A 16162-nucleotide genomic window follows, 5' to 3' on the forward strand; every position below is an offset into this window, starting at 1 on the left:
ACAGTTAATCTAGAAACTGTATGACCATTTACCCTTTGATGTGACATAAAAACAAAGGTAGGTATTTTTAGAAGCTAAAGCGGATGCACTAAAGTGCATAGTTTTAACTGTTTTTGAGACCAATAAAAGAAATCTACTCGGCTAAAAGTTCAGCAATAAAACCTTCAAACTCCGTTTTAAATTCAGTATATTTTTTACCAGTAGCCGGTCCGTTAAAACCTGTATGGATTTTGCGTACTTTTCCTGTTTTATCGATAAAAATCGAAGTCGGGTAAGACAGCACATGGTTAAGTGCTGGCAACTTTTCTTGCAGTTTAGATTTGCTTCCGCTACCATATTGTGCTAAAAGAATTGGATATGTCATACCAACACGTGCTCTTAAACGATTAATATTTTCAAAGGCAGCTTCTGGTGTTTTTTTAAACTCTACGGTTAGCGCTACAACTTCAAAACCTTTGTCCTTATTCTCATCATGAAATTGAGTATAAAACTTACTACTGTCCAAACAATTGGGACACCAGGTTCCCATAATTTGCACCAAAACTACTTTATCTTTAAAACGCTCATCACTTAAGGATACCATATTGCCTTTTTCGTCAGGAAAAGAAAACTCCAAAGCTTCATAGCCTTCATTTAAATAGGTTAACTCGTCTATTTTTGGCAATGTGTAATCAGGATTTCGTTTTGCTGCAAAAGGTTCTTTCCAATGGTTACCAGAATAAAACTGGCCACTCATCTCGTCTTTACTTACATCTGCTTTAAACAAAAAGGCATGCGCACCATCGTAAGTAGATAGCTTTAACGTACTTCCATCCATAACACCTTCTAAGTACCTATAGTCTCCAGTTGTGGTTCTAAACGTACCCGTTGCATACTGTCCGTCTTGTTCAAAAACCCCTTTGGCAATATATTCACCTTTAGTATCCTTACTAAATACCACTTCCCAAACACCCGAAATATCAAAAGCTGAATCTGTTCTTGGATAAAAACGCACATCAGTATCATAAGTAGCAAAAAACGGGACAATACGGTTACGTGTTTTGTTTATATATTCACCCTTAATATTATTACCCTCAAATACACCTGCAAAATAACTTTGAAATACTGGTGTTTTAATATATATAGAATCATTTACATAACGTATCTCATTGACTTCTATGCGCTCATCTGCATTAAAAATGGTTAATGTACTATCCGAGGTGACTTCAAAAATAAATGGCAATTCTTGAGTATCTTGAACCTCTAAAACCATTCTGTAAGTTCCTTTTTTAAGCGTTTTTGACGTGTCTTCTTTTTTACAAGACAAAAGACTTAACGCCATTAATAAGAGTGATAAATATCGCATTGAAAACTGTTTTTTAATAGAGTTCGAAATAACAATAAATACCTTACATAAAAAAGCATATTCTAATTTAACGTATTGTGTATCTAAAGACTTATAGTAGTTACGTTGAACATCCAAATAACCATCTATAAATTGCAATTAAATTTTAGTAGTGGATGTTTCATTAGCGTACAAGTATTATTATCTTTGTGGCTTGAATAATTTGAATTATGAAGATTTCTTACAACTGGCTAAAGCAGTTTATAAAGATAGATTGGGATGCTGAAAAAACAGGCGAATTATTAACTGATCTTGGTTTAGAAATTGAAGGTATCGATACTTACGAATCTGTAAAAGGCGGACTTAAAGGTATTGTTATTGGCGAAGTGTTGACTTGCGAACAACACCCAAATGCAGACCGATTAAAACTTACAACCGTAAATATTGGCGCTGATGCTCCTGTACAGATTGTTTGTGGTGCGCCCAATGTTGCTGCTGGACAAAAAGTATCTGTTGCCACTATAGGAACAACATTATATACCACTGAAGGCGAAGCTTGGAAGATTAAAAAAGGAAAAATTCGTGGTGAAGAAAGCCACGGAATGATATGTGCAGAGGATGAGCTTGGACTTGGCGAATCTCATGATGGTATCATGGTTTTAGATGATAAACTAAAAGTAGGTACACCTGTATCAGAGGTTTTTGAAATTGAAAATGATGAGGTTTTTGAAATAGGTCTTACACCAAACCGTGCAGATGCGATGAGTCATTTTGGTGTAGCTCGAGACCTTAAAGCAGGCTTGTTACAAAAAAATATTCAGTTAGAGTTAATTACACCTTCTGTAAGTTCCTTTCATGTTGATGCGCGTTCACTAAAAATTGATGTCGATGTGCAGGACAAAGAAAAAGCACCACGTTATTGTGGTGTTACTATTTCTGGATTAAAAGTAGAAAGTTCTCCTAAATGGCTACAACATCGCTTAAAATCTATTGGTCTATCACCAATTAATAACGTCGTTGATATCACCAATTATGTATTACATGAGTTAGGACAACCACTTCACGCCTTTGATGCTAATAAAATTTCGGGAAACAAAATTGAAGTTAAGACTTGTAAATCAGGAACTAAATTTACTACACTTGATGACGTCGAACGTGAACTTCACCAAGAGGATTTAATGATTTGTGATGCTGAAAAGCCCCTTTGTATAGCCGGAGTTTTTGGTGGTATAGATTCTGGTGTTACAGAAAGTACAACAAGCATCTTTCTAGAGAGTGCTTACTTTAATCCTGTAAGTATTCGTAAAACGGCAAAACGTCATGCATTAAATACCGATGCGTCTTTCCGTTTTGAGCGTGGCATTGACCCAAATATTACAGAATATGCCTTAAAACGTGCTGCTTTGATGATAACAGAAATTGCTGGCGGTGAAATCTCAAGTGATATTTCGGATGCTTACCCTAATAAAATTAAAGACTTTGAAGTGCGCTTAAGTTTTGATAAAACAGAGCAGCTTATCGGTGAAGAAATTCCTAGAGAAACTATAAAAAGTATTTTAACATCTCTTGAAATAAAAGTAAATAACGTTACCGAAACCGGTCTTGGGCTCACAGTACCTGCGTATAGAAATGATGTACAGCGCGAAGCCGATATTATTGAAGAAATCCTTCGTGTTTACGGTTACAATAATGTTGGCACTACTGAAAAGTTGAACGCTTCCATCTCTAATTCTACACGTTTTGAAGATTATAAACTTCAGAATATTATTGGTAATCAATTGGCTTCACAAGGTTTCTTTGAGATTATGGCAAATTCGCTTACCACTCCAAATTATACGGAGCTTAGCGAACAGTTAAATAGTGAAAATAATGTTGAAATGCTTAATCCGCTAAGTAATGATTTGGGCGTTATGCGTCAGTCACTTTTATTCTCAGGATTAGAAGCTGTAGCCCACAATATAAACAGAAAACGTAGTGATTTAAAGCTATTTGAATTTGGAAAAACCTACCATCAGTATTCTGAAAATCGAGAAGAATTTAAGCATCTGTCGCTTTTTGTTACAGGAAATAAATCCGAAGAACGTTGGAACTCAGAAGTTACAGCTAGCGATTTCTTTTATTTAAAGGGAACTGTTGAAGCTATTCTACAACGTCTAGGGCTTAGCCATTTAAGGTCTACTCCTATTAAAACTGACCTTTTTAGTGAAGGTGTTACCTTATCTTTAGGAAAGAAAAAAATGGTAGATTTTGGATTGGTTAAAAAACCAATTTTAAAGCATTTTGGTATTTCTCAAAATGTATTGTTCGCAGATTTTAATTGGGATAACGTGCTAGAAATGGCAAAACACAACGCTATAAAATTCAAGCCAATACCTAAATATCCTGAAGTACGTCGTGATTTTGCCTTATTAATTGATAATACGGTTACTTTTGATGATATCCATACTATAGCCAAGCAAACCGAAAAGCAATTACTTAAAAACATAAATCTTTTTGATGTTTACGAAGGCAAAAATTTACCAGAAGGTAAAAAGAGTTATGCAGTAAGTTTTACGCTTTTAGATGAACATAAAACACTCAACGATAAGCAAATTGATAAAATAATGAGTAAGCTTCAGTATAATTTTGAAACTAAACTTGGAGCAGAGCTTAGATAATTATGAGATTGAAACCTATCTTTTTATTTCTATTAGTCTTATTTGGTTTATTTGCGTCCAATAGCCAACAACTAGTTATTCAAGAAGATAGTCTAAAACCACAAACTATTTGGCAAATGTGCTATTCCGCCAATATCGAGGCTTATATATAATGCACATTGGTTTACAGATATTGCTTTTAGTACGGTATTGAGTATCATCGTCGTCAATGGTATAGACAAATTTTTATTTGAAGATAAAGCCTACGATTATCCTACTAAGAAAAAAACAATTTCTTGGAATCTACGATTTGCTCTAAATCAGATTGGTTTTGTGGGTACTTTTTAAGCTGTGATTATTTATCATTTTCTTCACATTTAGCATTTCTATATTTTTTACTTTTAACAAAACTTAAAAATAAAGCTATGGCAAATATTACATTAGGCGGAAACCCAGCAACAACAGTAGGTAATCTTCCTGAAACTGGAACAAAAGCTCCAGATTTTAAATTGACAAATACAGATTTAGCAGACCAATCCTTATCAGATTTTGATGGTTCTCGCTTAGTTTTAAATATTTTCCCAAGTGTAGACACAGGTGTTTGCGCTCAATCTATCAGAACATTTAACGAAAAAGCAAGTCGTCTAGAAAATACTAAGGTACTTTGTATATCTAAAGATTTACCATTTGCAATGGCACGTTTTTGTGGAGCTGAAGGTTTAGATAATGTTGTTAGTCTCTCTGATTACAAGACTGGAAAGTTTGGAAATTCTTATGGGGTTACCTTTAAAGATACTGCTTTTGAAACCTTATTATCTCGCGCAGTCGTAGTTTTAGATACTGACGGTAGTGTTTTGCATACAGAACAAGTTTCTGAAACTGGGGAAGAGCCAAATTACGAAGCTGTACTGAACGCATTAAACTAATTTATGCCAAACAGAAACAAAGAGCCATTTGGAACTAATCGTCTTAAAAGTGTAGGTTACGCTTTTAAGGGTTTGATGGTTTTAATAAAAACCGAAAACAGTATTAAGCTTCAGCTAATTATAGCTTCAATAGTTACTGTAGCAGGAATTTATTTTAATATTTCAACAACAGAATGGCTCATTCAACTCGTTATGATTGCTATGGTGATGAGTATAGAAGGCGCTAATACTGCCATTGAATATATGGCAGATTTTATTCATCCAGAACATCATCCAAAAATAGGATTAATCAAAGATATTGGTGCTGGTGCTGTTTTTATAGCTTCAATAGCAGCAATTATCGTTGCTGGGATAATTTACCTTCCTAAAATATTTGGATAATAAACATTGTTAATAACACCTTAGCATAAATACCAAAACCATTAGGATAAACGTTACTTATTTGTATTTTTGATTTAACAACTAAATCAATGCTAAACTCGCTTTAGTCCTTTACTGGATTTAATAAATGGCAAAACGAACAACTAAGAAAAAAACTGCGGTAAAATCGAAGAGCAAACCTATATCATTTAAGCTCTCTAATCAGCAAAAACTGATTTTAGGTAGTTTATTCATCATTCTAGGTGTGTTACTTTTTATTTCTTTTGTATCCTTTTTATTTACAGGAAAAGAAGACCAAAGTATTTTATCCGAATTTCCTTCTAGGCAAGTAGAAGCCAAAAATTGGGCCAGCCAGTTTGGTGCCCAATTGAGTGAATGGTTTATAACCAAAGGTTTTGGTTTGCCATCGTTTATATTCTGTGGGTTACTATTTCTTTCAGGTGTTTATGTAACATTAAATTTGAAACTTTCAAAACTGCGAAAGCATTGGATTTGGGGGACATTAATAGTCATATGGCTATCTATTTTTTTAGGATTCTTTACACATAAATACGATATTCTCGGTGGCGTAATTGGTTATGAGATGAATCATTTTTTTCAGGATTACATCGGGAAAGTTGGTACAGCACTCCTACTCGCTTTTGGACTCATCGTTTATTTAGCTATCCGATTTAAAATGACTGGAGAAACATTTGTCAATTCTTTTAAACGTGCAAAAAAAGGTATCAAGGCAGATTTTAATTCATCCGAACAGAATGACGAAGACACTATTGTGCCTATAGACAATAGTCTTTCTGAAGAAGCAGAAGCTATTAAATCTGCTTTTGAAGTTCCTCTTAAAAACTTAGAACCTACGATTTCTAATCATTCAAAATTAGGTAAAGAAAAAGCCACAAAAACTAAGGCTGAACCTAAAGAGGAAATGACGATTGAAGTTAAAAAACCAGAACCTGAACCAGAAGTAGAAATGAAAGTTGAAGTTGCTGCTGAAGAAAAATCTGAAAAAGACAATCTTGCAGATAAATTGGTTGAAGACTTTGGACAATTTGACCCTACATTAGAGCTGAGCAATTTTCAATTTCCATCTTTAGATTTATTAAAAAAATATGATAACGAAGGAATTTCTATCGACCAAGATGAGCTTGAAGAAAACAAAAATCGAATTGTAGAAACCTTACTCAACTACAAAATTGGTATTACCAGTATTTCTGCAACGATTGGGCCTACGGTGACACTTTACGAGATTGTCCCTGAAGCAGGAATCCGGATCTCAAAAATTAAAAACCTTGAGGATGATATTGCACTTTCATTGGCTGCATTAGGTATTCGTATTATTGCTCCAATTCCTGGAAAAGGTACTATTGGTATCGAAGTTCCAAATAAAAAAGCAACGATTGTATCAATGCATTCTGCTATTGCATCGCAGAAATTTCAGAACTCTAAAATGCAATTACCTATCGCTTTAGGTAAAACAATTAGTAATGAAACTTTAGTCGTAGATTTAGCAAAAATGCCACACTTATTAATGGCTGGTGCAACCGGACAAGGTAAATCGGTTGGCCTTAATGCAGTACTTACCTCTTTGTTGTATAAGAAACATCCTGCGGAAGTAAAATTTGTTTTAGTTGATCCTAAAAAAGTAGAGCTAACACTCTTCAATAAAATTGAACGTCATTACCTAGCAAAGCTCCCAGATAGTGAAGATGCTATAATAACTGACAATACTAAGGTTATTAATACCCTAAATTCACTTTGTATAGAAATGGATAACCGCTACGAATCGCTAAAAAATGCATTTTGTAGAAACATTGCCGAATACAATAAGAAATTTAAAGAACGTAAACTCAATCCTAACGATGGGCATCAGTTTTTGCCATATATTGTTTTAGTAGTTGATGAGTTTGCAGATTTGATAATGACTGCTGGTAAAGAGGTAGAAACACCTATTGCGCGATTAGCACAATTGGCTCGTGCCATTGGTATACATTTAATTATTGCAACACAGCGTCCTTCTGTTAATGTGATTACAGGTATTATCAAAGCAAACTTCCCAGCACGTATAGCATTTAGAGTAACCTCCAAAATAGATTCGCGTACCATTTTAGATGGTTCGGGTGCTGACCAGTTGATTGGTCGTGGAGATATGCTCTATACGCAGGGCAACGATTTAATACGTATACAATGTGCTTTTGTAGACACACCAGAAGTAGAACGTATTACCGAATTTATAGGCTCTCAAAAAGCATATCCAGACGCCTATTTACTTCCAGAATATGTTGGTGAAGAAGGTGGCACAAATCTTGATATAGACATAGCAGACAGAGATAAATTGTTTAAAGAAGCCGCTGAAATCATTGTTACAGCGCAACAAGGTTCGGCCTCACTCCTACAGCGAAAACTAAAATTAGGATATAACAGAGCAGGGCGTATTATAGATCAACTAGAAGCTACCGGAATTGTTGGTGGTTTCGAAGGCAGTAAAGCTAGACAAGTGCTTATACCAGATTTATTGGCTCTTGAACAATTATTAGAAAGCGAAAGTCAATAATTGAACTAAATTATTATAAACGAGAAATGAAAAAATCAGGAATTCTTTTAGCATTGATAATTACAGGAAGTGTGTTTGCACAAAAAAATGCGGAAGCACTTTTAAATGAAGTTAGTACAAAAGTGAAGTCATACAAAAATATTAGTGTAGACTTTAAATACGAGCTTAATAACGTGAGTGAAAATATTACTCAAGAAACTAAAGGTGACGTTACCATACAAGATGACAAGTACGTTCTAAATGTTTTGGGTGTTACTCGTATCTACGACGGAAAAACACTTTATAATATTAGCCCAGAGGATGAAGAGGTTACTATCTCTTCAGAAAACACAGAAGATGAAGGCACTATTACACCAAGTAAGATGTTATCTTTTTATGAAGATGGCTATACGTACAAAATGGATATTATTCAGAATGTAAAAGGTAGAAAAATTCAGTATGTAAAATTAATACCCATAGACAGTAACGCAGAAATTAAAAATGTACTTCTAGGAATTGATGCTACTACCAAACATATTTATAATTTAATCGAAATTGGCAAAAATGGTGTAAAAACAACATTGACAGTCAATTCTTTTAAAACAAATCAGGCCATTCCAGAATCGCTCTTTACTTTTGATGAAAGTAAATATGAAGATTACTACATCAACAAAATAGACTAAATTTTGAAAATTTTAGACAGGTACATACTTAAAACCTTCCTAAATACATTTGTGAGCATATTTATCATATTTATGTTCATTTTTGTTTTACAAGGGCTTTGGCTTTATATCACAGAGCTTGCGGGTAAGGACTTGGACATTGTTACTACTCTAAAGTTTATATTTTACTATTCTCCAAAGTTAATTCCCTTAGTTGTACCGTTAACAGTACTTTTAGCCTCTATCATGGTTTTTGGGAATTTTGCTGAGAACTATGAGTTTGCTGCCATGAAATCAACAGGTATTTCACTTCAGCGTGCTATGAGAAGTTTATCGGTTTTTATTGTAACTCTTGGTATAGCCTGTTTCTTTTTTGCAAATAACGTTATTCCCTGGGGCGAATACAATTTCTATAATTTAAGACGAAACATCGCTAAAGTTAAGCCTACTCTTGCCATAGCAGAAGGTCAATTTATTGAAATAGGAAACATCAATATTCGCGTTGAAAATAAAAGTGGAGAACGCGGTCAATTTCTGGATGGTGTATTAATTCACAAAAAAAAATCCTTTAAGCGCGGTAATTACACCACGATAATTGCTGAAAAGGGAGAACTTAAAAGTGACGAAGATTCTAACATCTTAAAGCTTGAACTTTCTAATGGCAACTTTTATGATGAATTGGTAACTCGTGATATCCGGAAATTCAACAAAAGGAAACCCCATGCTCAAAGTCAATTTAAAACCTATACCATAAACATTGATTTAGGAAACATAGGCAATGTCGACATGGATGAAAAAAGTAGCGATGATCGTTATACTATGCTAAGTGTAGACCAGCTAAATAGCAAATTAGACACTCTATACACCGAGCGCAAAACAGAATACGAAAATCTGTCTTCTAGTTTGTATAACAGAAGTACGTATCATTCACTAAAAACAGCTTATAAAACAAATAATGATAGTATTTATGGTACTGAAATTTTAGATGTTTTTAATACAAAAACAAAAATTCAGATTTTAGGATTAGCTTTTAATACAGCAAGCAGTACCTCTCAAATTTTACAGACTAAAGAAACAACATTTAAAAATAAAACCTCTAATAGGAATCGTCATATTATTGCACTCCATGAAAAATATGCGCTCGGGTTTGCTTGTGTTATTCTATTTTTTGTTGGAGCACCATTAGGAGCTCTTATTAGAAAAGGTGGTATCGGTCTACCTATGGTTATAGCTATTTTACTATTCTTAACCTATCATTTTATAGGTATATTCATTAAAAATAATGCGAAAACAGATTCTATTGACCCTGCTTTTGGCACTTGGTTATCAACACTTATAATGTTGCCATTGAGTATTTACTTAACACACAGAGCAACTAATGATAGAGGCCTTATCAATCTAGATTTTATAACCGTTCCTTTTAAAAAGTTATTCACTACGAAATCTAGCGAAGGTATCAACGCAATTAAAAATGTTCAATCATACAGCTATTACAATAAGCATTCTGTTGATGAGTTAGTCGCTGTTATTAGAGAACAAGATGAATTTGATATTTATAAAAAACCAAAGCAAATTGCATTACAACATTTGTTTGATAGAAAGGTTTCCTTATCAAACTTAGAAGATAAAGGCCTAAACATTCCTAATAATATTAAGGCTGGTAAAGTACAGCTAAAAGATTATAAAGACTATTCAAATACAAGTTTGGTTACCTTCAGTATAGGTGCTATATTATTAATACTTCATTTTGTTTTTAAAAATAATAAGCTATCAGAACTTGCGGAAATTTCAAAAACATTAAGTATCATATCTTTTGGGATTTATCTACTTTACTTCGTTATTTCAACAATTTATTATTCAAAATTCTACAAATCGATAGCGCAACCTAAGAAAAAGATAAATCCTATAGTTTTTCTTCTATCGCTTCCATTCTATCCGCTGAAGCACTTTATATTAAAGACAAGGATTAAAGAAGACTTCCATTTAAGTTGTTTAGAGCAAATAAAATAAGTTTATCTTTGCAAAAACAAACTGACCACCATGATTACAGATACTGTGAGTACAAAAATTAGCTTAAATACTATTGAAGAAGCCATTGAAGACATTCGCCAAGGAAAGGTAATTATTGTCGTTGATGACGAAAATAGAGAGAATGAAGGTGATTTTTTGGCTGCTGCAGAAGCTGTAACTCCAGAGATGATAAACTTTATGGCAACACACGGTCGCGGTCTCATTTGCACACCATTAACTGAGCAACGCTGTAAAGAACTTGATTTACAAATGATGGTACGCAATAACACCGACCCTATGGAAACTGCTTTTACAGTTTCTGTAGATTTAAGAGGAAATGGCGTTACTACGGGTATTTCTGCGAGTGATCGCGCAAAAACAGTTAGTGCTTTAGTCAATAAAGACACAAAATCATTTGAATTAGCACGTCCAGGTCATATTTTCCCGTTAGTCGCAAAAGAAGGTGGTGTTTTAAGACGAACAGGACATACTGAAGCAGCTATAGATTTTGCACGTTTAGCAGGATTTGAACCAGCTGGATGCATTGTCGAGATTATGAATGAAGATGGTACCATGGCTCGTCTGCCTCAGCTTGTTAAAGTGGCAAAAAAGTTTCATTTAAAGATTGTTTCTATTGAAGATTTAGTAGCGTACCGTATGGAACACGATTCTTTAATTGAAAAGAAAGAAGATTTTGATATTGAAACTCGATTTGGAAGTTTTAGGCTTAGAGCTTATGAACAAACGACTAATAACCAAATACATATTGCACTTACAAAAGGTAGCTGGAATTCTGGTGATGAAGTGTTAACACGAATCAACTCTACCCTTGTCAATAATGATATTTTGGGTACATTAACTAATAACGCTGACCAAAAGCTAGATGATATGTTTAATGTCATTAACCAAACTGGGAAAGGTGCTATTATTTTCATAAACCAACAAAACCAATCTACCAATATTTTAAGTAGACTTTCTATCTTAAAAGAAAACCAGAAAGATGGTAAAATTGTCAAGGCGCCAGGAATAGCTATGGATAGTAAAGACTTTGGTATTGGTGCACAAATACTTCACGACTTAAATATTAGTAAGATAAAATTAATTTCTAATAGAGAACAGACTAAACGTGTAGGTATGATTGGGTATGGTCTTGAGATTACTGATTATGTTAATTATTAATCTATAATAAATTTTCTTTGAGCTACAGAATTCCCCGAATGTATTTTTAAATATAAATCCCTTTTTCTAATTTAGAATTATCTATAATTTTTGTTGCACGACTATCATTAACTAGTTGTCCAAAAAAATTGTATAGTTTTAATGTATCAATATTTCGTAAACTTGAAACTGGACTACCCAATAAATTTGTACCAAATTTATTAGGTAGTCCAATTATGCTGCAATGGGTCGAATGCATAAAACTGAAGTGTAAACTGCTTATCATCGTTATTAATGATTATGGATTGCGCCAAATATATCTAGAAGCCTTGACCTGCATCTGTACCATTATTATTAAATTGACCACCACGATTACTAACACTAGATGGTAAAGAATTACGAAAAGCGAAATCACTTCGTTAAAACCAATAAGGGCGTCATTATTTTTGCTCTAAAGCATTGATTATGATATCCCTCATAACATCGGCTCTATTTCTTACTTCTTCTTCCGTCCATGATAATTTAATTAAACAAGATATATTTCTTGCTATATAACTATCAGATTGAGGGAATTCTTTTCCCTGTAAATAGGAAAGTCCTTCCTTAACTTCTTTGGATATTGGGAATAAGGATTTTAACTCCTTTAGATGATTCCATTTTCTAATATAATGCCAGTTATTGTCGTAATAATGGAAACAGGCATCTACTCCATTTTCCGTAAAGGCTTTTGAAACCTTTCGGGCAATTTCTAAATCTGGTAAAAAGAAATTTAAAAAGGCACAACTTTCTACGCCACCTTCTGGTACAGTTCTGAATTTTATTTCAGGAATTTCTGAAAGTTTTTCCCTCATAATGTCAAAGTTTTTTTTCTGTATCTCTAAAAATTCAGGTAAGCGTTTTACCTGAGCCAAACCTACCGCAGCATGTAATTCTGAAAGTCTAAAATTATAACCTAAAAGCGGATGTGTTTCAGCACCTCTATCGCTACCCACATGGTCATGACCGTGATCACTATAGTGGTCCGCATTTAAGTAATATTCCTTATTGTTAGTAATGACTGCACCACCTTCACCACAAGTAATAGTTTTTACAAAATCGAAAGAAAAACAACCCACATCGGCAATGCTTCCCAAAGATTTGCCCTTGTAGCTTCCGCCAATAGCCTGACAAGCATCTTCAACAAATACCAAATCATTTTTAGTACAGATAGACTTTAATGCATCCATATGTCCCATACTACCACACATCTGAACAACCATTACGGCCTTTGTTTTTGGTGTAATAGCATCTTCAACAGCTTTTGGGTCTAAAGTTAAAGTACTATCAATATCTACTAATACTGGTATAGCGCCTAACATCATAATCGCTTCAAAGCTAGCTACAAATGTAAAGGTTGGCATAATTACCTCATCTCCAGCTCCTACGCCAGCAGAGGCTAATGCAACAGATACAGCGGCCGTACCACTTGAAACTAGCTGTACATGATTTACACCAAAACTATTTTGGAGTTCTGTTTCTAACTCCTTAGCTTTCCAATGACCTTTTCGCATACCATCAAAACCATAACGCATTAAAACACCATTGTCCAAAACGTCATTTACACTTTCACGTTCTGCGTTTCCAAATAATTCAAATCCTGGCATATTATTTCTGTAATTTTTTGAGTTGGGTTAAAAATCCTTCAATATCAGAAGGTTTAAATTCTTTTAGTAATGGTAAGCGTGTATTGGTTTTATAGTTGATGACCTTTATTGATGGGAATATTTTGTCAGGATTATGACCAGAAGTCACTCTACTATTAAATTTATACTTCTCTGTATTATCTGGTGATTCTATTAATAAACCAGTACTATTTTTGGAAATATCCTTAAACGCTTTAGACTTAAAAATCTCTTTTTTTATTAAGCGCTCCATTGAAGCATTAGTTCTGTCATTAAAATAAATTATGAGTACTTTTTTGCGCTCTTGAGCCTTTTTTAGAGCGGTAGGATAATCTTTTTCCCACTCTATATTTTGCGAAAAACTTGATGATGAAACCAAGCATATAATGATTAAGGCTAAGAAATTTTTCATATTAACTATTTAATCTAACAAATATAAAATTTTGATTTGCTATGCTTAAAACTATAAATCTATAACTGTATTTTCGATGGATTTTCTTACTTTTTTTAAAGTTGAAAACATATCATCTTCTGCTCGGTATCCTACAGGTAAAAGTAATACAGATTGGAGTCCTATTTCCTTTAAATTAAGAGCAGTATCGAAAGCATCAGGATTGAAACCTTCCATCGGGCAACTATCAATTTTTTCTAACGCGCAAACCGTCATTAAATTGCCCAACGCAATGTAAGCTTGACGTATTGCCCAATCTTCTTTTTTGGTTTCAGGCATGGCTTCAATGGTAGACTTTAATTGATTTTTGAAAGGCTCTAAAACAGCCTCAGGCGTATTTCTAATTGCTATAATATTCTTAAAATAAGAATTCACATCTTCCTCATCTATATCACTTTGAATGCATAAAATCAGTAAGTGTGAGGAATCTACAACTTGACGTTGCCCATAAGAATGCTCTACTAAAGCTTCTCGAGTTTCTTTATTTTCAATAACAACGAGTTTTAGAGTCTGTAGCCCGTAGGATAACGCTGTCAGGTTAAAGGCTTCTTTTAGAGTTGTTAATTGTTTTGAGGATAATGTTTTGGTAGTATCAAACTTTTTGGTCGCATAGCGCCATTTGAGCTGTTCAATAACGTTCATAATTTTTTTTGCAAAAATACGGAATACTAGAATGATTTCTAGTTTATTACTCTTGTATTTATGGTGTTGTAATGACTTTTGCTATCGCTACTACTGCTGGTTTAGAGGCTCTAATTGTGGATTTACTAAACTAAGCTCTTCCATAGCGACAATTACCAAATTGACATAACGTTTTATTGTCTTTTTAGCCTCTTTTAGTTTTGGGTCTATAATGTCTACGTAACCTTTCCAGATGAGTGCTCTATCTTTTGTAGGACAAATACAATACATTACCGTTTCGACATGATAAACAGTATACTCTGAACGGTATTCTGGATTATATAGCACGCGTTGATGTCGTAAGTAATCATCCCTGAAACTTCTGTATGCTTCGTCATAATCTTTATATTCACGTCGATAGACTACTTTATCTTCTACACCAACTACTCTTGTCAACAAAATAGTATCAAAACCTTCATTTAATAGTTTATCTTCGAGACTATTTATCTGTTTTTCTGTTATTTGATCAGTAGTTAGTTCAAAATCTGAAAAGTCCAAGCTTCTTTCTACTTCAGCTCCTCTTAACTCTAATTCCTTTTTTAACTGGTTTTCAAATTCTTGGCGCGCTACTTGATCTGATGTTAATCCTATAACCAAAACTTTTCCAGGACTGTAAGCATCAATATCTGGGCTTTTCCAATAATCTACCAATTGGGTATCAGAACATCCTAATAAAAGAAGTACTGTAACTAAAAATATGGCTTGTCTCATGAATAATTATTTTAAAAATAGCTTTTGCTTATTTTCTTTAATGACCAACTTAACCAAATCAAAAAGTTTAACCTTAATAAATTGATATCGCTTTTTAAATTCCGCTATAACCTCTATTAAATTATTGTGTTCTTTTCTATATAAAGTTTCCGCATCCAACTCATCAATACCGTCTACCATGATAGATAGTTCCTTTTCATGAGATGTAACAGTGTTAAGTAGTACATCAGTTTGCTTGACAATTTCTGAAAGCTTATCTACGATAGTTTTACTTTCTTCAAAGTGCTTTTTATCTATTAATTGAAGCGTGTAAGATTTAATTAAATCTTCAAAAAATATTTGCTCTTCTTTATAAAATGTTAATTCAGATAGCCATGATTTTGAATCTTCATGCATATCGTCTGCACTTAACCATTCAGTATGTTTTGCTTTTGTGTGTATAGTTTTCATTGTTCAAATTTTTTAGAAAACAGAGTGCGAAACACCCAAAAACACACTCTGTTAAATTGAAAGTATTTGACTATTTCTAACTTTCGTTAAAAGTGAATTAAAGAACCTCAATAACTTTTTTAGGTGTTTCTTTTTTTAGTTCTTTTTTAAGAATATTAAGCTTAAGAATACCATCTTTATAAACAGCTTTGATATCTGCCATATTATCAAGAGTTTCAGGTAATGTTATAGAACGCTTGAAAGTGTTATAACTAAATTCTTTGCGCATATAATCTTCCGCTTCTTCTTCTTTTTCTGTTTCTTTTGTTGCTGATACGCTTAGCAAGTGGTCTTCTAAAGTGACTTCAAAATCAGATTTTTTAAAACCTGGCGCAGCAAATTCAACTTCAAAAGTCTCGTCCAATTCTTTGATATTCATAGCTGGCATTAAAGAATCTTCTTCAAAAAAGCTATCGTTTAATAAGAAATCATCTGAACTAAAAAAGTCTTTTAGTTGATTATTATTCCAAGGAAATAATCGGTTTCGATTGTTAAATTTAATAAGTGACATAATGGTAAATTTTGAAATTAAACTTCATTTATAT

The 16162-nt window shown here is 33.5% G+C and carries 14 protein-coding genes; 7 read left to right on the forward strand and 7 right to left on the reverse strand.

Annotated features, from left to right (window positions below):
• Positions 1 to 133 precede the first annotated feature (133 nt).
• A complete protein-coding gene (locus HKP48_RS07120) occupies positions 134 to 1483 on the reverse strand; it encodes a TlpA disulfide reductase family protein (RefSeq protein WP_363928603.1) in 1350 nt (449 codons plus the stop codon).
• A 71-nt stretch (positions 1484 to 1554) separates the two neighbouring features.
• On the opposite strand from HKP48_RS07120, the gene pheT reads away from it, so the two are divergent.
• From pheT to ribB, 7 genes are all read left to right on the forward strand, one after another.
• Positions 1555 to 3981 (forward strand): phenylalanine--tRNA ligase subunit beta, encoded by a 2427-nt coding sequence (pheT, locus tag HKP48_RS07125; RefSeq protein ID WP_296344279.1) that lies wholly within the window; start codon positions 1555 to 1557, stop codon positions 3979 to 3981.
• A 404-nt stretch (positions 3982 to 4385) separates the two neighbouring features.
• Positions 4386 to 4886, forward strand: a complete 501-nt coding sequence (gene tpx, locus HKP48_RS07130; protein ID WP_296344281.1) for a thiol peroxidase — start codon at positions 4386 to 4388, stop codon at positions 4884 to 4886.
• Between the two features lie 3 nt (positions 4887 to 4889).
• Positions 4890 to 5267, forward strand: coding sequence for a diacylglycerol kinase family protein (locus tag HKP48_RS07135; RefSeq protein WP_296344283.1), 378 nt, complete (start codon positions 4890 to 4892; stop codon positions 5265 to 5267).
• A 127-nt stretch (positions 5268 to 5394) separates the two neighbouring features.
• Positions 5395 to 7815 (forward strand): DNA translocase FtsK, encoded by a 2421-nt coding sequence (locus HKP48_RS07140; protein ID WP_296344286.1) that lies wholly within the window; start codon positions 5395 to 5397, stop codon positions 7813 to 7815.
• A 26-nt stretch (positions 7816 to 7841) separates the two neighbouring features.
• Complete coding sequence (locus HKP48_RS07145) at positions 7842 to 8477, forward strand: outer membrane lipoprotein carrier protein LolA (RefSeq protein ID WP_296344288.1); 636 nt, start codon at positions 7842 to 7844, stop codon at positions 8475 to 8477.
• A gap of 3 nt (positions 8478 to 8480) precedes the next feature.
• Complete coding sequence (locus HKP48_RS07150) at positions 8481 to 10466, forward strand: LptF/LptG family permease (RefSeq protein WP_296344289.1); 1986 nt, start codon at positions 8481 to 8483, stop codon at positions 10464 to 10466.
• A 30-nt stretch (positions 10467 to 10496) separates the two neighbouring features.
• Entirely contained in the window at positions 10497 to 11645 is a 1149-nt protein-coding gene (ribB, locus tag HKP48_RS07155) for a 3,4-dihydroxy-2-butanone-4-phosphate synthase (protein ID WP_296344290.1), read from the forward strand.
• Positions 11646 to 12064: 419 nt separating this feature from the next.
• Here ribB and HKP48_RS07160 read toward each other — a convergent pair whose 3' ends face one another.
• The 6 genes from HKP48_RS07160 to HKP48_RS07185 form a co-directional block, all read right to left on the reverse strand.
• Positions 12065 to 13267, reverse strand: coding sequence for a DegT/DnrJ/EryC1/StrS family aminotransferase (locus HKP48_RS07160; RefSeq protein WP_296344293.1), 1203 nt, complete (start codon positions 13265 to 13267; stop codon positions 12065 to 12067).
• A gap of 1 nt (position 13268) precedes the next feature.
• The gene (locus tag HKP48_RS07165; RefSeq protein ID WP_296344295.1) at positions 13269 to 13697 is read right to left on the reverse strand and encodes a hypothetical protein; all 429 of its coding nucleotides are present in this window, start codon (positions 13695 to 13697) and stop codon (positions 13269 to 13271) included.
• 51 nt (positions 13698 to 13748) lie between these two features.
• Complete coding sequence (locus HKP48_RS07170; protein ID WP_296344297.1) at positions 13749 to 14378, reverse strand: NAD(P)H-dependent oxidoreductase; 630 nt, start codon at positions 14376 to 14378, stop codon at positions 13749 to 13751.
• 90 nt (positions 14379 to 14468) lie between these two features.
• Positions 14469 to 15128 (reverse strand): hypothetical protein, encoded by a 660-nt coding sequence (locus tag HKP48_RS07175; protein WP_296344299.1) that lies wholly within the window; start codon positions 15126 to 15128, stop codon positions 14469 to 14471.
• A 6-nt stretch (positions 15129 to 15134) separates the two neighbouring features.
• Positions 15135 to 15578, reverse strand: a complete 444-nt coding sequence (locus tag HKP48_RS07180) for a hypothetical protein (protein ID WP_296344301.1) — start codon at positions 15576 to 15578, stop codon at positions 15135 to 15137.
• Between the two features lie 97 nt (positions 15579 to 15675).
• Positions 15676 to 16128, reverse strand: a complete 453-nt coding sequence (locus HKP48_RS07185; RefSeq protein WP_296344303.1) for an Hsp20/alpha crystallin family protein — start codon at positions 16126 to 16128, stop codon at positions 15676 to 15678.
• Positions 16129 to 16162: the final 34 nt, after the last annotated feature.

Source organism: Winogradskyella sp. (genome assembly GCF_013042245.1).
Taxonomy (GTDB): domain Bacteria; phylum Bacteroidota; class Bacteroidia; order Flavobacteriales; family Flavobacteriaceae; genus Winogradskyella.